The 20,224-nt window shown below is 58.1% G+C and carries 21 protein-coding genes and 1 pseudogene; 14 read left to right on the forward strand and 8 right to left on the reverse strand.

Annotated features, from left to right (window positions below):
* The first annotated feature begins 15 nt into the window (after positions 1–15).
* The 3 genes and pseudogenes from M504_RS08160 to M504_RS22720 form a co-directional block, all read left to right on the forward strand.
* Positions 16–2,727: a DNA translocase FtsK gene (locus M504_RS08160; protein WP_047489975.1), complete on the forward strand. Its 2,712-nt coding sequence runs from the start codon at positions 16–18 to the stop codon at positions 2,725–2,727.
* A 171-nt stretch (positions 2,728–2,898) separates the two neighbouring features.
* Positions 2,899–4,101, forward strand: a complete 1,203-nt coding sequence (locus tag M504_RS08165; protein WP_047489977.1) for a S9 family peptidase — start codon at positions 2,899–2,901, stop codon at positions 4,099–4,101.
* A 4-nt stretch (positions 4,102–4,105) separates the two neighbouring features.
* A pseudogene (locus tag M504_RS22720) lies at positions 4,106–4,237 on the forward strand (DNA translocase FtsK); the annotation flags it as partial.
* Positions 4,238–4,311: 74 nt separating this feature from the next.
* Here the strand turns inward: M504_RS22720 and arsB are convergent.
* Together arsB and M504_RS08175 are read right to left on the reverse strand one after the other, a co-directional pair.
* Positions 4,312–5,418, reverse strand: coding sequence for an ACR3 family arsenite efflux transporter (gene arsB / locus M504_RS08170; RefSeq protein WP_047489980.1), 1,107 nt, complete (start codon positions 5,416–5,418; stop codon positions 4,312–4,314).
* Entirely contained in the window at positions 5,418–5,828 is a 411-nt protein-coding gene (locus tag M504_RS08175) for a metalloregulator ArsR/SmtB family transcription factor (protein WP_047489983.1), read from the reverse strand. The genes arsB and M504_RS08175 overlap by 1 nt, the downstream gene beginning before the upstream one ends.
* Before the next feature lie 69 nt (positions 5,829–5,897).
* On the opposite strand from M504_RS08175, the gene arsM reads away from it, so the two are divergent.
* The 3 genes from arsM (at position 5,898) to M504_RS08190 (ending at position 8,025) form a co-directional block, all read left to right on the forward strand.
* Entirely contained in the window at positions 5,898–6,776 is an 879-nt protein-coding gene (gene arsM, locus M504_RS08180; protein ID WP_047489985.1) for an arsenite methyltransferase, read from the forward strand.
* Between the two features lie 19 nt (positions 6,777–6,795).
* Positions 6,796–7,197 carry an arsenate reductase ArsC gene (locus M504_RS08185; protein ID WP_047489988.1) on the forward strand — a complete coding sequence of 134 codons (402 nt, stop codon included), beginning with the start codon at positions 6,796–6,798 and terminating at the stop codon, positions 7,195–7,197.
* Between the two features lie 339 nt (positions 7,198–7,536).
* Positions 7,537–8,025 (forward strand): hypothetical protein, encoded by a 489-nt coding sequence (locus M504_RS08190; protein ID WP_047489992.1) that lies wholly within the window; start codon positions 7,537–7,539, stop codon positions 8,023–8,025.
* 7 nt (positions 8,026–8,032) lie between these two features.
* On the opposite strand, the gene M504_RS22290 is transcribed toward M504_RS08190, so the two are convergent.
* Positions 8,033–9,025, reverse strand: a complete 993-nt coding sequence (locus tag M504_RS22290; protein ID WP_047489995.1) for a hypothetical protein — start codon at positions 9,023–9,025, stop codon at positions 8,033–8,035.
* On the opposite strand from M504_RS22290, the gene M504_RS22635 reads away from it, so the two are divergent.
* The 6 genes from M504_RS22635 (at position 9,006) to M504_RS08225 (ending at position 14,182) form a co-directional block, all read left to right on the forward strand.
* Positions 9,006–9,758 (forward strand): response regulator, encoded by a 753-nt coding sequence (locus M504_RS22635; protein ID WP_047490000.1) that lies wholly within the window; start codon positions 9,006–9,008, stop codon positions 9,756–9,758. The genes M504_RS22290 and M504_RS22635 overlap by 20 nt on opposite strands.
* A 45-nt stretch (positions 9,759–9,803) precedes the next feature.
* Positions 9,804–10,517, forward strand: a complete 714-nt coding sequence (locus M504_RS08205; RefSeq protein ID WP_047490004.1) for a response regulator transcription factor — start codon at positions 9,804–9,806, stop codon at positions 10,515–10,517.
* 419 nt (positions 10,518–10,936) lie between these two features.
* A complete protein-coding gene (gene ftsY, locus M504_RS08210) occupies positions 10,937–11,836 on the forward strand; it encodes a signal recognition particle-docking protein FtsY (RefSeq protein WP_369792907.1) in 900 nt (299 codons plus the stop codon).
* A 3-nt stretch (positions 11,837–11,839) separates the two neighbouring features.
* Positions 11,840–12,247: a hypothetical protein gene (locus M504_RS08215; RefSeq protein ID WP_047490007.1), complete on the forward strand. Its 408-nt coding sequence runs from the start codon at positions 11,840–11,842 to the stop codon at positions 12,245–12,247.
* Positions 12,248–12,283: 36 nt separating this feature from the next.
* Positions 12,284–13,504, forward strand: coding sequence for a bifunctional diaminohydroxyphosphoribosylaminopyrimidine deaminase/5-amino-6-(5-phosphoribosylamino)uracil reductase RibD (ribD, locus tag M504_RS08220; protein ID WP_047490010.1), 1,221 nt, complete (start codon positions 12,284–12,286; stop codon positions 13,502–13,504).
* Positions 13,505–13,513: 9 nt separating this feature from the next.
* Positions 13,514–14,182: a riboflavin synthase gene (locus M504_RS08225; protein WP_047490012.1), complete on the forward strand. Its 669-nt coding sequence runs from the start codon at positions 13,514–13,516 to the stop codon at positions 14,180–14,182.
* A 64-nt stretch (positions 14,183–14,246) separates the two neighbouring features.
* Here the strand turns inward: M504_RS08225 and M504_RS08230 are convergent, their stop codons facing one another.
* The 5 genes from M504_RS08230 to M504_RS08250 are packed head-to-tail and all read right to left on the reverse strand — an operon-like array spanning position 14,247 to position 17,607.
* A complete protein-coding gene (locus M504_RS08230) occupies positions 14,247–15,620 on the reverse strand; it encodes a phosphatase PAP2 family protein (protein WP_052200531.1) in 1,374 nt (457 codons plus the stop codon).
* Between the two features lie 38 nt (positions 15,621–15,658).
* Complete coding sequence (locus M504_RS08235) at positions 15,659–16,297, reverse strand: thymidine kinase (RefSeq protein ID WP_047490014.1); 639 nt, start codon at positions 16,295–16,297, stop codon at positions 15,659–15,661.
* Between the two features lie 51 nt (positions 16,298–16,348).
* Complete coding sequence (locus M504_RS08240) at positions 16,349–16,831, reverse strand: cupin domain-containing protein (protein ID WP_047490017.1); 483 nt, start codon at positions 16,829–16,831, stop codon at positions 16,349–16,351.
* Positions 16,832–16,856: 25 nt separating this feature from the next.
* The gene (locus tag M504_RS08245) at positions 16,857–17,258 is read right to left on the reverse strand and encodes a VOC family protein (RefSeq protein ID WP_047490020.1); all 402 of its coding nucleotides are present in this window, start codon (positions 17,256–17,258) and stop codon (positions 16,857–16,859) included.
* Positions 17,259–17,268: 10 nt separating this feature from the next.
* Positions 17,269–17,607, reverse strand: coding sequence for a YbjQ family protein (locus M504_RS08250; protein WP_047490023.1), 339 nt, complete (start codon positions 17,605–17,607; stop codon positions 17,269–17,271).
* Positions 17,608–17,672: 65 nt separating this feature from the next.
* Between M504_RS08250 and M504_RS08255 the strand changes: the two genes are divergently transcribed.
* Together M504_RS08255 and M504_RS08260 are read left to right on the forward strand one after the other, a co-directional pair.
* Positions 17,673–18,008, forward strand: coding sequence for a hypothetical protein (locus tag M504_RS08255; protein WP_047490027.1), 336 nt, complete (start codon positions 17,673–17,675; stop codon positions 18,006–18,008).
* 57 nt (positions 18,009–18,065) lie between these two features.
* Positions 18,066–20,216 (forward strand): PQQ-binding-like beta-propeller repeat protein, encoded by a 2,151-nt coding sequence (locus tag M504_RS08260; RefSeq protein ID WP_156993626.1) that lies wholly within the window; start codon positions 18,066–18,068, stop codon positions 20,214–20,216.
* Positions 20,217–20,224: the final 8 nt, after the last annotated feature.

Below are 20,224 nucleotides of genomic sequence, written 5' to 3' on the forward strand. Positions count from 1 at the left end.
GGAGATTTGCTGCCTATGAAGCCGCTCCGCCTGGAGATGACCCCCACCCGCAGCCGTCGGCTGAACGAAGTCCTCGGCCTGCTGCTGCTGGCAACTGCTGTACTGCTGATACTTTCGCTGGTCAGCTACACCCCCGACGACCCCTCCCTCAACACCGTCGGCGGATTCAGCGGAGCCACCGCCCTCCGTCCCGTCCACAACTGGGTCGGACGCATCGGTGCGCTCCTGAGCGACCTCCTCCTGCAGATCCTCGGTATCGCCGCCTTCGTCTTCCCCCTCATGCTCGGTCGTCTGGGCATCTGCTGGATACGTTCGCAGGCGCAGGGCTCCCCCGCCGCCAAGACCATCGGCCTCGTCCTCTGGATCCTCGCCGCACCCACTGCCTTCGCACTCCTGCCCATGCACCTGCTGTGGCGCGGCGCTCTACCCATCGAAGGCGCACTCGGCCGCGTCCTCTCCGGCTTCATCGTCGGCCTGCTCAACTACCCCGGCGCTTGCGTCGTCGTGGGCCTGCTCGTTCTTCTCAGCCTCTATCTCTCCACCACCTTCACCTTCAACACCGCGCAGGACTGGGCAGGCCAGCGCCTCGGCATCTTCGGCCGCCTCCGCGAGCGCTATCTCGCATGGCGCGGCGACCGTGGCGACCTGAAAGCCGCACGCGCCGCCAACAAGCTGGAAACCCGCCGCGAACGCGAAATCGCCCGGCAGGACGCCATCGACGCCAAGGCCGCAGCCGCAGCCCAACGCGCCGCCAGCGGCGGCTCGCTCATCACCAGCCTCTTCGCCAAGTGGAGCCTCTGGCGCAAGGGCATCCGTCCCGACGCCGAAGTCATCGACGACATGCCCGCCTCCCGCACCATGTGGTCCAAGATGCCGCGCACCAACGTCGACGCAGCACCCGACCCCGAATTCGCGCCACTGCCTCACCACCTGCAGCAGGAAGCCGACGAAGCACTCCAGGCCGAAGTCACCGGCATCGACGCTCCGCTCAACGGCAGCCTGCTCGAAGCCGCACCCGCACAGGAAAACTTCGCCAACTGGCATCAATCCGCACCCAGCGCGCAGGACGACCAGCCCTTCGACTGGATGAACAGCCGCGGAGAACAGCAGCGCCCGCGCACCGCCGAAGTCGTTCCCTTCCCTGCTCCGGCAGCCGTTCGCATGGAACCCCCTGCACCGCCCGCTCCGCCGGAAGACAAGATCTCCTTCGGCAAGCGCGCCGACGAGTCCATCAAGACCGTCACGCTCACCGCCAAATCCGTCCACGGCTACAAGCTGCCGCCGTCGTCGCTGCTGCACCACGACAACAAGCACGCCGCCGTCCGCGAAGAAGCCCTGCGCGAAGAAGCCCGCGTCCTCGTTGAAAAGTGCGGCGAATTCGGCGTCGACGGCCAGGTCACCCAGATCAACCCCGGCCCCGTCGTCACCACCTTCGAGTTCCGTCCCGACGCCGGCGTCAAATACTCCCGCGTCACCGGCCTCGCCGACGACCTCTGCCTCGCCATGGCCGCCGAGTCCGTTCTCATCGAACGCATGCCCGGCAAATCCACAGTCGGCATCCAGGTCCCCAACAGCGACCGCGAAACCATCTGGCTCCGCGACGTCGTCGAATCCGAAGGCTTCGCCAACTCCCGCTCCAAGGTCGAAATGGCCATGGGCAAGGACATCAACGGTCGCATCGTCACCGCCAACCTCGCGGCCATGCCCCACGTCCTCATCGCAGGCTCAACCGGCTCCGGTAAATCGGTCGCCATCAACGCCATGATCATGAGCGTCCTCTTCAAGGCCACACCCGAAGAAGTCCGCATGATCCTCGTCGATCCCAAGCGCGTCGAACTCGGCATGTACGAGGGCATCCCGCACCTCTTCACGCCCATCATCACCGAGCCCAAACTCGCCGCCAACGCACTCCGCAACGCCGTCCGCGAAATGGAGCGCCGCCTAAAACTCCTCGCATCGCGCCATGTCCGCAACCTCGACCAGTACAACAAACTCTTCGACAGCGGCCAGCTCTTCAACGAAGACGGCGAAGAGCAGCAGCCCCTGCCCTACATCATGATCATCATCGACGAGCTCGCCGACCTCATGATGCTCGACAAGGCCAACGTCGAAGAGTCCATCACCCGCCTCGCGCAGATGGCCCGCGCCGTCGGCATCCATCTCGTACTCGCCACACAGCGCCCCAGCGTCGACGTCATCACCGGCCTCATCAAGGCCAACGTCCCCACACGTATGTCCTTCCGCTTGGCGACGAAAGTCGACAGCCGCACCATCATCGACAGCAACGGCGCGGAATCGCTCCTCGGCCGCGGCGACATGCTCTTCCTGCCGCCCGGCACATCACGCCTCCAGCGCGTCCACGCACCCTTCGTTACCGAGAAGGAAATCTCCGACGTGGTCGAGTTCTGGAAGCAGCAGGGCGAAGCCGAATACGCAGAAGGCTTCCTCGAAGGCCCCAAAGACGACAAGGGCAACAGCCTCTTCGACGGCGAAGGCAACAACGACCAGGACGAACTCTTCGACGACGCAGTCCGCCTCGTCTTCGAATTCGGCAAAGCAAGCACATCGCTACTGCAACGCCGCCTACGCATAGGCTACGGCCGAGCCGCCGCCCTAATCGACATGATGGAACGCGACGGCCTGGTAGGCCCAGCAGACGGCAGCAAACCCCGCGAAATCCTAAAATCCCCAGACTTCTACCGCGAAGTAGACGAAGCCCTCCGCTAACTCAACAAGCATCTGCAAAACAAACAGCCCTGCGCCAAGCGCAGGGCTGTTTTGTTTGCTCATGGAAGAAAGCGATGAGAACAGGTTCCTCGAATTCCCTTCCGCAATTAAAACTCTCCATCTCGCAACGGGATGTACTATGGGGCGATCCGAACAACTCAGGGGAATCGAATGCTGTTTCAAGACGAACTTCATGACAGCTTTGGAACATGGCCGTTGGCTTATATCCCGTACGGCGGCGCAGATTACGGAGAAGTCAAAGCGGTAGCTGATGCCATCGGCAGCGGCGACGACGCAGCCTACTACACAGCCTGGCTACAGGCAGCAGACCGTCTCGCACAGCAGGCAGCAGACACACTGGCGCATGGACATAAACAGAGCGCGCGCGATCTTTTCCTGCGTGCCAGCTCCTTCTACGCAGCTTCGTATCACCCACTCTACGGCGAGCCGGTTGATCCTCGCCTCATCCACGCTTTCCGCAAACAAATCGAAAGTATGAACAGTGGTCTAGCTCTGTTCGAACCAGCCATTCTGCCCCTCCGCATTCCTTTCGAATCGATCTCGATGCCCGCGTATCTGGTGCCAGCGGAAGGCCGCGCAAACGAAGTGCGACCGCTCATCATCCTCAATGGCGGATATGACTCGACAGTGACAGACACCTACTTCGCGTCTGCCGTAGCGGCGTCGCGTCGCGGCTATCACTGCTTGTTGTTCGACGGCCCAGGCCAGGGCGAAATGCTCTATGAACACGCCGTGCGTCTGCGTCCCGATTGGGAAACTGTAATCTCAGCAGTCGTCGATTTTGCAATACAGCAACCCATCGTCGATCCCACTCGCATCGCTCTAAGCGGAGCAAGTCTGGGCGGCTATCTTGCCCCTCGCGGAGCCTCCGGCGAACCCCGCATCGCGGCCCTCATTGCAGACCCCGGCACCTGGAGCATCGCTGGCGGTTTCAAAGAAGCTGCGATTCATAAGCTCGGCGTCTCCCCCGAGGCCGCCGCAAACCTCGGCACTCTTGACGACGCCACGATGCAACGCTTGGATTCCATGATCCAAAACAACCGGGATCTTCGATGGAAGGTTGTGCAACGCGGTTTCTGGGTTCATGGAGTAAGCAATCTACGTGACTATTTCCGCGAAGCAGAACGTTACACAATGGACGGCCGAGCTGAGAACATTCAATGTCCAACGCTTCTCACCGCCGCCGAAGACGATCGACTAAGTTTCTCCGCGCCATACTTCCTCGATGCCTTGCGCTGCCCGAAGACACTCATCAAGTTCTCGTCAGCAGAAGGAGCCGGAACCCATTGCGAAATGCAGAACCGTTCTCTGTTCAACCGCAAAGCTCTTGACTGGCTCGACGAGCAGTTCTAACGCATACAGTCGCGCCGCCGCCCTAATCGACATGATGGAACGCGACAGCCTGGTAGGCCCCGCAGACGGCAGCAAGCCCCGCGAAATCCTAAAGTCCCCAGACTTCTACCGCGAAGTAGACGAAGCACTTCGCTAACTCAATAACTTCTGTAAAAACAAACTGCCCCTGCGCCACCAAGCGCAGGGCAGTTCTTTATGCAGGTAAAACACTTACAAGCCGACTTCCACCTTACGAACCGGAGCGGCGTACAGTCGTCCTCGCAACCAGAAGGCCACCTTCACTAACCCAATCAGCGCGGGCACTTCGATGAGCGGCCCAACAACCCCCACAAAAGCCTCGCCCGAGTTCAAACCAAAGACAGCCACAGCAACAGCAATCGCCAACTCAAAGTTGTTGCCTGCCGCAGTGAACGACAACGTGGCAGATTGTGCGTAATCCGCTCCAAGCTGCTTGCCCATAAAGAAGCTCACCACAAACATGATGAGGAAGTAAATCACCAGCGGAATCGTAATCCTCACCACATCCAGCGGAAGCCGCACAATCAAGTCGCCCTTAAGCGAGAACATCACAAGGATGGTGAAAAGGAGCGCCACAAGCGTAAGCGGACTGATGCGCGGCACAAAGCGAGTCCGATACCACTCCTCACCTCTAGCTCGAATCAGCACGAAGCGTGTCAGAAACCCCGCAACAAACGGCACGCCAAGATACAGGCCAACACTCTTCGCAATATCGACAATGCCAATCGAAACAACGCTTCCAGTCAGCCCGAACCACTTCGGCAAAACCGTCAGGAACATCCACGCATACACGCTATAAAACAGCACCTGAAAGACGCTATTAATGGCCACAAGCCCAGCGACATAATCTGTGTCGCCCTCTGCCAGTTCATTCCAAACAAGCACCATCGCAATGCAACGCGCAATACCAATCAGAATCAAGCCACGCATGTAGGCCGGTTCGCCACGCAGGAAAACAATGGCAAGCAGGAACATCAGCACCGGCCCAATCAGCCAGTTCTGCACCAGCGAAAGACCAAGCACGCGTTTGTTACGAAACACCTCGCCAAGTTTTTCGTAGCGCACCTTTGCCAACGGCGGAAACATCATCACGATGAGGCCAATGGCAATAGGAATGTTTGTCGTTCCGCTCTGGAATCCATTCACGAAAGTCGCAGACGACGGCATGAAGTGACCGATTGCAACGCCAATCGCCATCGCAAGAAAAATCCATAGCGTTAGAAAACGGTCCAGAAACGAAAGCCGCTTGCGCGCTGCAGGAGCGCAGATCTGGCCATTGGTAAAGGAAGCGGTGGCCATTAGCAGGTCTCACAGCACGGTTCAGAAATTGACGCAGGGATTGGCGCTCCATCCAGTGCGTACTTCGCCGGAGAGCAACAGGCCTTACTCAGCCGCGCTTTGTCCATCTGCATCGACTTCTCTTCTTTCAATGAAGCAAGTGTCTGCTTAAGAATCTGTGTCGCACCAACATGCGCAGGCATCACGATGCGATAGTGCATCCACTTACCTTCGCGTCGCGCTGAAACAATTCCGGCCTTGCGAAGATAAGCAAGATGCCGCGAAATCTTCGGCTGTGGCGCATCAAGAATTTCAACGAAGTAGCAGACGCAGACTTCCTGCTCCCCCATCAGGTTGAGCAATCGCAGGCGCGTCCTGTCCCCCAACGCCTGAAAGAACTGCTCCATGTCGAATTCCGTTTTTCGTGCCATGTTATATATATACGCATTGACGAATATGTATGCAATACATATATTCGCTTTAGCAAATATATGAGGAACATGTCAGAGATTCTGGATTCGGTAAAAGCAAAGTACGGCGCGGTGGCAGAGAGTTCCCTCTCCAGCAACCATGCGGGCGTGAAGGCCGTCGCGGAAGCCTTCGGTTACAGCGCCGAAGAGCTAACTTCCATTCCCGCAGAAGCCAACATGGGTCTCTCCTGCGGCAACCCAACAGCCACTGCAAACCTGCGAACCGGCGAAGTGGTTGTGGACCTGGGCTCTGGCGGTGGACTTGACGTGTTCCTCGCCTCCCAACAGATCGGACCAACAGGCAAGGCCATCGGCATCGACATGACAGCCGCAATGATTGAACGTGCAAAGTCGAATGCGGAGAAGGGTGATTACACCAATGTCGAATTCCACTTGGCTAACATCGACAACATTCCGCTGCCTGACGCTTCGGTCGATTGCGTCATCTCCAACTGCGTTCTAAACCTTGCGCCAGATAAGCCCGCAGTCTTCCGCGAAATCGCACGCATCCTTAAGCCCGGAGGCCGCTTGGCAGTGAGCGATATCGCGCTCAAGAAAGAATTGCCAGAGGCTATCGCGACAAGCCTTGCTGCGTATGTCGGCTGTATAGCTGGAGCAATCCGCATTGAAACCTATCGCGAAGAACTATTGAAAGCCGGGTTCGAGTATGTCGAAATCGTCGACAACGGCTCCGATCTGAACGCATACAAGAAAGTTGAAAATCAAGCCGGGTGCTGCTCCCCCGCCATGAATGAGTCCAACCCGTTCGCCGTGGTTCAGGAAGCATGCTGTACACCTGAACCAACGGCCACCAGTTTGCATAATGACTTGTCTGCGCTGCTCGACACCTACGACGTAAATCAGGCCGCCGCCAGCGTAAAGGTCTACGCCATCAAACCCCGCCCTTAGTTCTGAGAGAACAGGAAAAATGAAGACTGTAATTTTCGCTTGTGTTCACAATGCCGGCCGCTCACAGATGGCCGCTGCATTCTTCAATGCGCTTGCAGACCCATCCAAAGCGCGAGCGGTATCAACAGGAACCGAGCCCGGCACACACGTCCACCCTGAGGTTCTGGAAGTCATGCGCGAGATCGGTATCGACCTCAGCACCGCGCAGCCGCAAAAGCTCACTGAGGAGCTGGCTCGCACCGCCGATCTCCTCATCACCATGGGCTGCGGCGAGAAGTGCCCTTACGTGCCAGGGCTACGCCGTGACGACTGGCCACTACGCGATCCCAAAGGACTCCCCATCGAACAGGTCCGTACGATTCGCGAGGAAGTGAAACAAAGAGTCGAGAACCTTTTGCAAGCCGAGGCCATTTCCACTTAAGTTGCGGGGGAACATCGTCGTAACGGCACGAGTGCCTGTCAAGCCCCGATACCATTCAAACCCAACAATCCAAAAGAAATAGAGTTGGCATGGTATTTCCGCCAAATCGCTAAAATAGAAACAAAGAGGAAAAGGGCCGCGCATTTGCGCGGCCCTAACTCTTTTAGAAAGACGATTTTGCCCCTAACCCCAATGGGCAGACGATTTTACAGCCACTCCAGCCGTAACCCCAATAGAAAGACGATTTTAGAAAAACGAGGGGGAGGGGGTACCCCACCTTACGGTGTCGTAGGAAGACACTTCTGAATCGTTTCAGAATGCTGGTAGGATTGCTGCGCCATGCGATTCGCTTCCACTGCGCTGCTGATCTTCCTTGCCGCTCCTCTTCTCCACGCGCAGGGTCGCGGCGGTGACGACGACCACAAACCCGTCAACGACACCGCGACGATCCATTACACCTGCGCGGTTGACGGCGTACAGATCGTCTCCGACAGCGAGTCCGGCCAACACTACACGGACACATCACCCAAGGTGAAGTACATCCTTCCCATCGAAGGCGCACGCGCACGCGGCGAGTGGAATGAGGTGGAACGCCTCGCGCAACTCTCCATCGTAGCCGCGCCCAAGTGCTATCGACCCTACTTCAGCCACGCGCAGTACCTCATGCACCAGTGCAAGCTGCCCGAGGCAAAGGTAGCCCTGGAAGACTTCCTCCAGAAGGCCGAACACGCGCCAGGATATGAGCAGTATGTGACCGTAGCGAAGAGCGCCATGGAGACGATCGATAGCGGCCGCGATCCAACAGGCTGCACTGCACCGCCGAAGTAGGACGGACTTACTTCCGCCGCAGCTCCACAATGGCAAACGCCATCACAGCCAGCGACCCCAGCGCAATCACCAGCATCACCGCGGTGCGCACTCCTGCACTTACCCGCAGCACAGGCGCTGGCGTCTGCGGCATCTGGTAAGACGGGTTGGCCGCCATCGGCCCCATCGCAGCCAGCAGAGGTTGCGCGCTGGGCCGGAAGCGTAGCGCATAGTCATAACGCGGTGGAACCGCCGTCGCATCACCCAGCAGCATATGCACCGCTGACATGGACCGTGGCTGGTAGCAGATCTCCCTCCGCCGCATCTCCAGCACAATGGCCTGCGGCGCGCCGCCATGATCCACCACGTGCACCAGTATGTCCGCAGGCTCCTGCAGGTTAGCCCCAATGGTGAACGGCACAACCGGATGGTCTGCAGTCAGCACCGCACGCAGCTCCTCCGCCTGTCCCAGGTTCATGCGGGCCGACGCACGTAACTCCACCTTTGCCTCCGCCTTGGGCGCAGGTACGATCCGCACACGTTCCACCGGCACATGCGCGGAGAGCAGGGTCTCGTTGTAGTAGGTATCGGGCACATCTCCCATCTGCAGTCCAGCGACACCCGCCGCAGGTTGCGGCAGTAGCCGTATGGTCTGCACCGGCTCATACAGGGCGCGGTCGTCCGTAGGTGGCGCGGCAGCATCACCCACGCGGGTGTCGAAGCTCACATCCATGGCATACGGCAGTTCCTGCCCATCCTGCACCAGCCGCACATCCCGCAACCCCGGCGCGGCATGGGCATACAGGTCGGCGTCCACTACCACGCACTGCTCCGCCATGGGAGTAGCAGCAGGCGGCAACAGCACCCTCTGCCACCGCGCAGCCGTCCCATCCACCGGGCTTGACACGGACGCCTCGGGAGCAGCCCCATCCTGCGCCGTCACCCCTACCGCCCCCATCACAGCCACGGAAGCAAAAGCAATGAAAGCAAAGGAACCGGCAATGGCAACGGAAAACTTCATCACACTCGATTCAGCCGATTGTAGAACCCTGTACAGTGCTTGCATGGAACGCCTTCTCCTGATTGACGACGACGAGACCACTCGGGAAGTGCTGACGCTCCTACTCACCGCCGAAGGATGGGTTGTAACCGAAGCCGCCAGCGGCGAGGAAGCCCTGGCAATGGCGCCGTCAATCGCACCCGAAGTCATCCTCAGCGACCTCCAGATGCCCGGTATAAGCGGGGAGGAACTAGCCTCCCATCTGCGCTCCGCCTGTCCCAACAAGCCCATGCTGCTGGCCATGACCGCCACACCCAAGGGCAACGTCCCAGGCTACGACGGCATCCTGACCAAGCCCTTCGCCCCCTCCGAAGTCCGCCGTATCTCCAAGCCCCCAACTACTCTGGAACAGGACCAGACCATCGACCCGACCACCTTCCAGCGCATCCGGAGGGCCATGACCATGCCCCAGCTCCGTGCCCTCTACGACTTCGCCCTCACCGACGCGGAGCAGCGGGTACACCGTATGGAGGCCGCCGCCACCGCCGACGACCCCACCACCCTCCACAACGAAGCCCACGCCATGAAGGGCTCCTGCGGCATGATCGGTGCCACCCGTCTGCGCACATTAGCATCCACGCTAGAAGACGTCGGATTGGCGAGTTCGATGCCACCCCCCGTCTTTCCGGAATTTCTTCGGGAAATCAATCACATACGCCGTATGCTGGATGAGCTTCTTTTGCGCGAGTTCTAGCGCCGTCAGAGAAAGCATTGGCGATAACCGTTGGAGACCAGGACTTTGCAGAAGAGCGCACCGAGCGGTAGTTCCCAGACGAGTCCCCGTTCCGGCACACCCAGCATCCGGCTGGTAGTCGCGGACGATCATCCCGTAGTCCGTTTTGGCGTGAAGAACATGCTGATGATGGATCCGGGCTTTGAAGTGGTTGCCGAGGCTGAAGACGGCGAGGACGCCATTACCCAAACCCTGGAGCATGAGCCAGACCTCCTGCTGCTGGACCTGCAGATGCCCAAACTGCCTGGTCTGGAGGCAATGCGCGCGATCATGTCGAAGTCACCGCGGGTAAAAATCATCCTGCTGACCAGCACAATCTCCACGCAACAGGTCATCGAAGCCCTACAGATTGGCGCACGCGGCATTGTGTTGAAGGATTCCGTTGCGGGCGATCTGAGCGAAGCGATCCGCGCCGTTGCAAGCGGAGATTATTGGATCGGCGGCGAGCGCGTCGTGAACCTGCTGCAGGCACTGCATGGCCTGATGATGCAGGCATCTGCCGTGCCCGAGAAGAAGACCTTCGGCCTCACGCCACGTGAGCTGGAAGTGGTGCAGTGCATTGTCGAAGGTTGCTCTAACAAGGACATTGCGAAGCAGTTCACCATTAGCGAAGAGACGGTGAAGCGTCATCTCTCGAACACGTTCGATAAGACAGGCGTATCCACACGACTGGAACTGGCACTGTTCGCCATCTCGCACAAGCTGGTAGAGCCGGTTTAGTCAACCCGTCCAACGGTCGTAGACTGTTAGGGATGCCGATTTCGCTTTTCAACTCGGACGACAAGCCGAGAAAGCCAAGTTTCTTTGAACGTGTTCGCTCTGCCGTAACCGGCGAGAGCGCTGAATCTGCCACGCCTGCTGAGGAACTACCTTCCATTCCTGCGGAAGCCGCAGCTTCGCAAAACGCATACGAACTGCCCGCAAGCGAGGTTGAAGAGGCTCTGCCAGTCGAAGCGTTGGCGGACCCCGTTTCCGCAACTACCAGCGAAGCCGTTGAATACATACCGGCACCGCAGGCGACGACGCCTGCTCCCGCCCGCGTAGCAGATACTCAACGCAACGAGTTTGGTCTGAAGCCCATGACCTCCACATTTTCCTTTGGAGGCTATGCCAGCGAAGCCGAGGAAGACGCCAGCTTCATGGGCAAGATGCGTGATGCTGTGGAACGCACACGCTCGCAATTAGGAGCAGGGCTGGACAACGTTCTTGCCCTGGGCCGTACTGTTGATGAGGACACACTCGATGAGCTGGAAGCCGTTCTTCTAACCGCGGATATTGGCAGTACAACGACCAGCGAAATCATGCGAAACCTGCGTCAGCGCGCACTCCGTGAGAAGGCAACCACGGACGAGCTGAAGCAGATGCTCAAGGAAGAGCTTCGCGCCATCCTCGACTCCGTGGAACAGCCCACGAATCATCCTGCGCAATCGCCCGAAGTCATCATGATGGTTGGCGTGAACGGCACGGGCAAGACCACCACCAGTGGCAAGCTGGCTGCGCTGTATGGCACGCATGGACGCAAGGCACTCCTATGCGCAGCTGATACTTTTCGCGCTGCGGCAATTGAGCAGCTTGAGGTGTGGGCACAGCGTTCCGGCGTAGACATCATCAAGACCAAACAGGGTGGCGATCCCTCTGCCGCGCTCTATGACTCGCTGACTGCAGGCAAAGCGCGCGGTGCGGATATCGTCATTGTCGATACCGCAGGGCGCCTGCACAACAAGGCCGGCCTGATGGCCGAGTTGGACAAGATGCGGCGCACCGCGCAGAAGCTGGTGCCGGGCGCTCCTCATCAGGTGTTCCTCGTGCTCGACGCGACGACCGGACAGAACGGTATGCAGCAGGCTCGCCTGTTTACTGAGAGTGCAGGCGTTACTGGCATTGTGCTGACAAAATTGGATGGAACCGCAAAAGGCGGCATCGTTATCGCCATTGCGCGCGAACTCAAGCTTCCCGTGGTCTTTGCAGGTGTGGGTGAAAAGATGGAAGACATTCTCCCGTTCAACAGCGACGCATTTCTCGATTCACTGCTGGGGTAACGCATGGCACCTTTCACCATCAGCCTTCAGGTGCATCACGTATCGCGCGATCTGCACTTCCTCACAGAATCACTCGCCACACAACCAGTCTTCTGCATGAGCGCGGGCCAACAAGTTGGAGGTTCCGTCCGAAAGACGAGCGTGTGGCATGCTCCGTTATTTCAGGGCGCCAATCAGCAGCACTTTGATCTGGCATTGGAGGGGCTTCTTCACTTTGTGAAGGAGCACGAGACAACACTCGCGGAATTTGCCGGTGAAGACGGATTGCTGGAGATGATCTTCACTTTCAAGCTGGACCCGTCAGCTGCGAAAACAGGCGACCTGGCTCATTCGGTAAATCTGCTTCCACTTCTGCTGTACGAGCTGGCCTCGCGGCAGGTCGGCGTAAAGGTGCAGACGGCCTACGCATAAGCGTCGTTCCGCCGTGCGGTAGCATCACATGCACGGATGCCTTTTTCTGCGACAGACAAAGCCCACATGCAGCGAGCGCTGGAACTGGCGCGCGCGACGCTGGGACTGGCCTCACCAAACCCACAGGTGGGCTGCGTCATTGCGCATGGCAACGAGATCGTAGGCGAGGGCGCACACCGCTACGACCTGCGCGATCACGCGGAAATCGTTGCCATGAAGCAGGCCGGCGAACGCGTGCGCGGCGCAACCGCATACGTGACACTGGAGCCGTGTTCACACCATGGACGCACCGGCCCATGCTCTAACGCTCTACTCGATGCGGGCATTGCTCGAGTCGTAGCAGCGACGCTTGACCCGAATCCGCTGGTTGCTGGTAAGGGCATGGCAATTCTCGAAGACGGCGGCGTCATCGCAGAACACGGCTTGCTGCAACGTGAAGCACGACGCATGAACGATGCGTTTGCGCGGCACATTCTTACAGGTATGCCACTGGTCACCCTGAAGTCCGCATTGAGTGTGGACGGGATGCTGGCTCCTCTGCCTGTGCAACGCACTGCGAACGCACCGTTCTGGCTCACCGGCACTGCCGCACGCGAAGAGGTGCACCGCTTCCGTCACGCAAGCGATGCAATTCTTACTGGCATTGGCACTGTGCTGGCAGACGATCCGATGATGACCGACCGCAGTAACCTGCAACGCCGTAGGCGTCTGTTGCGCATAGTTCTGGACACGCATTGCCGCTTGCCGCTGTCATCACGCCTTGCGGAAAGCGTGAATGACGATCTGATCGTCTTCTGCGCGAAGAGCGCGCCAAATGATCGTCAACGTGCGTTGCGTCAGCGCGGCGTTACCGTAGAAACTATTCCCACGCTGACACCCGCACAGCGCGGCACACAAGGACGCAGACTGGAGTTGGATTTGCGCGCCGTGCTGAAGCGGCTTGGTGACTTGGACATTCTTAGCGTTTTATTGGAAAGCGGCTCCGGATTGAACGGCGCATTTCTCAATGCAGGACTTGTCGATAAAGCCGTACTCTTCTTCTCCGAAACAGAACTCGGTAGCAACGCGATTCCGTTTGCCTCGCATGGGCCAACAGCGTTTGGTTTGATTGAGCAACTTTCCGATATAGACCGCTGTGATTTTGTAAGCGACCTAAGCAATGGCGCGCGGCAGGTTGACGCGTGTGTACGCGGCACACTGCACGATCCGTGGGCCGAGACGTTCACGCTCACACCTACTTCCGCCGCAAGTCGCTAAAATAGAGCTATGTTCACTGGGCTGATTGCAGAGACGGGCACCGTAGTTTCGCTGGAGAAAAAGGTAGGCGTTACACGCATACGTGTTGCCGCCCCCACTCTGGCCGCGCAGCTTGGCACAGGTGATTCGATTGCCGTGTCCGGCGTATGCCTGACGGCGCTAAATATCACTCCGGAGAGCTTTGAAGCCGACCTTCTGGAAGAGACCATCCGGCGGACGTCGCTGACGCACCTTTCACCGGGAACGCATGTGAATCTGGAACTGCCAACACCTGCGGGAACTCCGCTGGGTGGCCATGTTGTGCAGGGACACGTGGATGGCGTGGGTTATCTGCTATCACTCACAGCGGTAACATCCGACGCAGACTACACCGACTGGACATTAAAGATCGCCGCGCCTGCCTCGCTGTCGCCCTACATCGTGGAAAAAGGGTCCATTGCTATCAACGGCATTTCCCTGACTGTCGCGAAGACAGAACCTGCAGCAGACGGCGCAAAAGAAGTCGTAGTGGCCGTCATCCCACACACTTACGCAGTGACCAATTTGCACACGTTACAGGCAGGCGATCCTGTAAACCTGGAAGTGGATGTGCTGGCGAAATACGCGGAACAGCGTGCAGCGAAGAAGAACGAGGCCGAAACGATTACCGAACTCTCATTGATCGCTGCGGGATTCTGAAACACAGTTCTGCATTCGAGAAGCGACTACCCGGCTTAACGCAGTCATTCGTGTTTGGAACTATCTATTTTGTTCCGGCACGAGACTTCGTCAACGCAGCAGCACGCACAGCTGCTTCATAAAGATTGATGCGGGAATAGAGACCGAAAGCAGAGCCATCATCCAGGAAACCACCGCCTGGGCCTTCGGTCTCTGTCAGAATTTGGTCAGCCTCTGCCAGCGTCAGCGATGGATAAGCTACCGTGAGAAGATAACCCGCTTCCGGTGCAACCTTGCCCACATCCTCCACCTTCGCTGCAATCTCCGGGTGAACCACAGGCAAGCCATACGTCTGCGTCACCGCGTAAAAAGCAGACACGGCGGACGCGTCACTGTAGCGGCTGGTGTCTTCTGTAGCGCATTCCGCCACAGTCTTGCCACAAGCACTTTCCAACACATGAGCGAGGTCTGTACGAGCCTGAACAACTGACGCACGAAAATCAGGAATCTTGCTGTTCTTCAGGTAAGCAGGATCATTCGCCAACAGATGCGCCATGTCATGCAGCGCAAGCGTGCGTCCACCCAGCACATCCATTGCATAGTGCGCACCAACAATGATGCGGCTATTCCCATACTCGGCACCACGCGCAATCATCTGCGAATAACGCTCCGGCACTAATAGTCCAAGTACCAGCGACGCCGTATAACCATACGTCGTGTGCCCACTGGGATACGACGGGCTGTTGGTCAGGTCCATCACAGGACCACGTGTGTACACCGTGTTATCTGTAACCAGATTGAAGTAGTCGCGGCCCACGATGCGGCGAAATTCCGGCTCGGTTTGAAACGGACGCGAGTTGCCATACATGTCTGCATTCGGACTGCCCGCAGGCAGATGATACGCACGGCCAAACGGATCAGTTACACCATTCGCTGCATGCATCGCATCTGCCGCAGGGCCCGTGGCTACAGTCTTGCCATCAGTAGTGCCGTTAGCAAAGAAGAACTTCGCGACAGCCGAATGCGCGCCGCTGGTGGTAAGCGCGACGCTAAGTACTTGCGTGACACTCTGCGACGCTACGGTGAAATGCGAGCGATCAATGTAATGCGCGCGCGCCACATACGCTGAGCCAAGCGCTGTGCCTAATGCATCCGCAAGCTGCGCCGCATTCGCCGAAGTAATCGCCGCATCGCGCAAGGCGAGCTGACGCTGTTCTTCCGTCGGAAGCAACGTCGGTTGCGGAATAGCGCCCGTCTGGATACCACCCGTGACGGTAAGGTTCGCGCTCAGCGCCGCCTGTCCGTCCGCCGTTTTGTGGAGGGTCGTTACGGGAGACAGGCCACGGAGCGCAGTGTCATTGGGCGATTGCGCAATCGCAGAGACACAAGCAATGGAAAGCGATGCGATCGCTACAAAGCGAAATAGACCTGTGGCAATTCGATAAGGACGATTCAGCATGACAAACGACTCCCGCGTACCATGGTAGTCGCAGAAACCTACACTGCGGCGACGACTGGCAAATCCATCTGCTCGGCAGGCTCTTCCACGTAGGGCTGAAAATGCGCCCGGCAGCGCGCTTCATACATGCCGACTGCACCCACCACAACCAGTTCCTGTGAATGGCCCAGCCGCTGCGTGTGAATGGCAGGTTGCCCGCAAACCATACACACGGCATTCAGCTTCGTCACTTTGTCCGCGAGCGCCATCAGGTTCGGCACAGGGCCGAAAGGCTCATTGGCAAAGGTCGTATCCAACCCCGCAAGAATCACCCGCTTGCCCAGATTGATCAGTTCCATCGTCAGCGGCAGGATACCTTCATCAAAGAACTGCACCTCGTCCAGCCCAACCACCTCAACGCGATCCACCAATCCCGTGGCGAACAGCTCTTCACGGAGGCGGTCAGAATTCGGTGTCACCACAGAAGCTTCGTGCGTCTGCTCCGAATGCGATGCAATAGCTGTACGGTGGTAGCGCAGATCGATATCGGGCTTGAAGCAGCCCACACGCTGCTTTGCAATGCGCGCACGCTTCAGCCGCCGGATGAGCTCTTCACTCTTACCGGAAAACATGGGTCCAACGATCACTTCCAGCACACCCGGCGTCGCCGGGCAGGGAGAACTGGTTTCAACCTGCATTGGCCTATCGTACCGGCAAGCGGCTTGTGAAAAATTAGGTGAAAATCTTCGCTACTTCGCCCGCACTTTTACGACGAAATAACGGAAGGTGCTGCCCGGCTTCAGGATCATCTGATGCGGCACGCCTGGTTCAATGCGAATGGCGTCACCTGCATGAAACGGCTGGCGTTTGCCACCACTTACACTGTCGCCGCGCTTTTCTCCCGGCGCCGTGTCTTTCGCGTTCACCACCGTACCGCCGGTCACTACTTCCGCTTCACCTTCCAGGCCGATCAAGACATCTGCAAAGTCGCGATGCCATTCTCCCTGGCCACTTTTCACCCGCACCGCAAGCTGTTCTGCACCATCCGGGCGCGTCAGCAGAACCTTAAACGCGATGCCATCTTTCGACGCGAGCGCCTGCTTCAACAGATCGTCACCCGTGCTGCGAAGCGTGGTGGCGGTAATCATTTCGCTGGGCGGCGTAGCGGTTTGCGCGACGAGTGGCGATGCAATAACAGCAAGCGCAAATGCAGCGCCAGAAAGACACTTCATGTTCAAACTCCCTGTTTTTTTCAATCTATGACGAAGCATTGTCTGCAAGCGGCTGCCAGAGTTCCACACGATTGCCTTCAGGGTCAACAATCCATGCGAAACGACCATAACTTGCGTCGTCGCGGTGCGGATCAATCTCCACGCCAGCCGCCTTCAACTTGTCCAGCAGAGCATCCATATCGTCCACGCGATAGTTGATCATCACGGCCTGATGGCTGCCTTTGCCGAAGTAGTCCGTACTTTCCTTGAAGGCGCTCCACGCCGTCATGCCTGTGCCTTTGGGGACTTCATCGGTCCACATAAACGTGATGCCGTGATCGGTCAGCGGAAACCCAAGGTGTTTGTGATACCAGTCCGTAAGTGCCTTCGGATCACGCGCACGTAAGAAAACGCCGCCGACGCCAGTAACTCTGCCCGCTGAAGCCATGTGTAGTCTCCTAGGAAAGTGGTTCCACAACAACTGCAGTGCCATACGCCAACACTTCTGTGACGCCTTGCATTACTTCATTCGCGTCATAGCGAAAAGCAACAACAGCATTCGCGCCCATGGCAACGGCATGTTCTTCCATGCGCAAAAGCGCGTCATGTCGCGTGCGTTCGCAAAGATTGGTGAAGAGCGTAATGTCGCCGCCCACCAGCGTTTGCAAGCTGGCGCCGATAGTACCAAACACCGAACGCGACCGGACCACGATGCCTCGTACCAGACCAAGGCTGCGGACAATGCGATAACCGGGAAGATCAAGAGCGGTAGTGACGAAAGCCGGGTGAAGTGCCACGCGGACTCCTCTCTGATTTGCACCGCAATTGTAGAGCAAACGCGTGATAGCGTAGGGGTACGCGTATGAAATCCCCTGCGACTCATCTTCGGAAGCATCACTTTGTCACGGCACTCGCGGTATCCGGCATCGTCTTGCTGGGTTGCGCCAGCAAGGTGCAGATTCAGGTGCCCGCGAACTTTCACGGTCACGTGCACATTGTCTGCACCGGCATGACAAAAGACGCTTCGGCGAAGATCCTGGTGGATGACAGCGGCGCAGCTCAGGTAAATGATTGTCCGCTTCGCCAGACGGACGCGGTGGTGACACAACCCGGTGCCGCCACTCCACTCAACACGGCCATCATGTGGACCACCACGGGTGACGGCCTGGTACGCGAAATCAACTTCGACATTCGCTAACGATCGAAAACACAAACGTTCAAAATGAGAAACGGGCAGGCTACAATTCTGGCCTCCATGAAACTGTTTCCTTCATTGCTGCGAACCGGTGCAATTACCTCTCTGGCGTGTGTCTTCCTCCTTCCGCACACCACCATCGCGCACGCCTCCAGTGATCCGCAATCAACGGACTGGAATGTGTACGGCGGCAACAAGGCTGGCCAACGCTATTCTCCCCTCACGCAGATCAACCGCGCCAACGTGAAGAAGCTTCGCGTGGCCTGGACGTTTGATACAGGCGAATCGCTGGCGGGATTGCAGACGCACCCTTTGATCGCTCAAGGAAGAATGTTCGTCTACTCACCTCAACAGATCGTATTCGGGCTGGATGCGGCCACGGGAAAACAGTTATGGAAGTTTGACTCCGGCATCCACACCGGCCAACCTGCGCGTGGATTTGCGTACTGGAAAAGCTCCGAAGGTTCGCATGACATCCTCTTCGCGCAGACACTCTACGCAATTTGGGCACTCGATCCATCCACCGGCAAACCAATGCAGCCTTTCGGCAAAGATGGACACATCGATCTGCGCAATGACCTTGGCCCCGAATCGCCGCAAGGCACCGTCGCCATCACCACGCCAGGGATGATCTACAAAGACGTCCTCATTACTGGCTTCCGTACTGGTGAAACGGAACCTTCACCACACGGCGATATCCGCGCTTACAACATCCACACGGGAGCGCTCGTCTGGAGCTTTCACACGATTCCGCATCCCGGCGAACCGGGCTACGAAACATGGCCGAAAGACGCATGGAAATACACCGGCGGCGCCAATAACTGGACAGGCGGAGTGCTCGATGAAGCGCGCGGCATCTTCTATGCGCCAACCGGTTCCGCAGTCAGCGATTTCTACGGTGCAGATCGCGTAGGCAACGATCTGTACGCAAACTCGTTACTGGCGCTCGACGCCGCAACCGGCAAACTGCTGTGGCACTTTCAAGCCGTGCATCACGACATGTGGGATCGTGATTTCCCCTCGCCGCCAGTGCTCTTGACATTGCATCGGGATGGCAAATCTATCGATGCTGTAGCGCAGGTAACAAAGCATGGTCAGGTCTTCGTCTTTGATCGTGTCACGGGCAAGCCGCTGTTCCCTATCGAAGAGAAACCGTTCCCGGCAAGCACAGTGCCCGGCGAAATTGCATCACCCACTCAACCCACGTCGACAGCAATTGAGCCATTCGCGCGGCAGCGTCTAACAGCGGAGATGCTGACCAGCCGCACGCCGGAGGCGCATGCATGGGCCGCTGAGAAATTCAGCACCTTCATCAGCGATGGCCAATTCATTCCCTTCCGCGTAGATCAGGAAACGGTGGTGTTCCCCGGCTTCGATGGCGGCGCGGAGTGGGGTGGCGAAGCAGCCGATCCCCGCACCGGCGTGCTCTATATCAATGCAAACGATGTCGCCTGGACTGGAGGTCTGACCGCAGTAAAGAGTGGTGAAAGCGCGGGCGCAACGCTCTACAATGCACAATGCGCTGTATGCCACGGCACTGACCGCAAAGGTCAGGCAGACGTTTTTCCATCATTGCTTGAGGCGACAAAGAAACTCACCGCACAACAGATGACGGAGGTGATTCACAATGGCCGCGGACGCATGCCGGGATTCACCAACCTGACGGGCGATTCGCTGAACGCACTCCTCTCCTACGTGCGCAGCGGCGACCTCACACCAACCGACCGCAGCGACAAACAGGAAGCAGCTTCCGGCGACGGCAAGAATGCCGCGCCGCCAGCGAAATATCGCTTCACGGGATATCACAAGTTCCTCGACCCTGATGGCTATCCCGCCATCCAGCCACCATGGGGAACGCTGAATGCACTGGACCTGAACACCGGCAAGTACCTATGGCATGTACCGCTGGGTGAATATCCGGAACTCGCTGAAAAGGGCATGAAAAACACCGGTAGCGAGAACTACGGTGGCCCCGTGCTCACGGCAACTGGTCTGCTGTTCATTGGCGCAACTAACTTCGACAACAAGCTGCGTTGCTTCGACGCAAAGACTGGCAAAGTGCTGTGGGAGTACACCATGGACTACGCTGGCAACGCCACACCTGCCACATATATGGTGAATGGCAAGCAGTATGTCGTCATCGCAAACAGTAGCGCGCACAACAGCAAGGCGAAACACGGCACGAAGTATGTCGCGTTTGCGCTGCCATAAATCGCTGA

This window comes from Terriglobus sp. TAA 43, assembly GCF_000800015.1.
Lineage (GTDB): Bacteria > Acidobacteriota > Terriglobia > Terriglobales > Acidobacteriaceae > Terriglobus.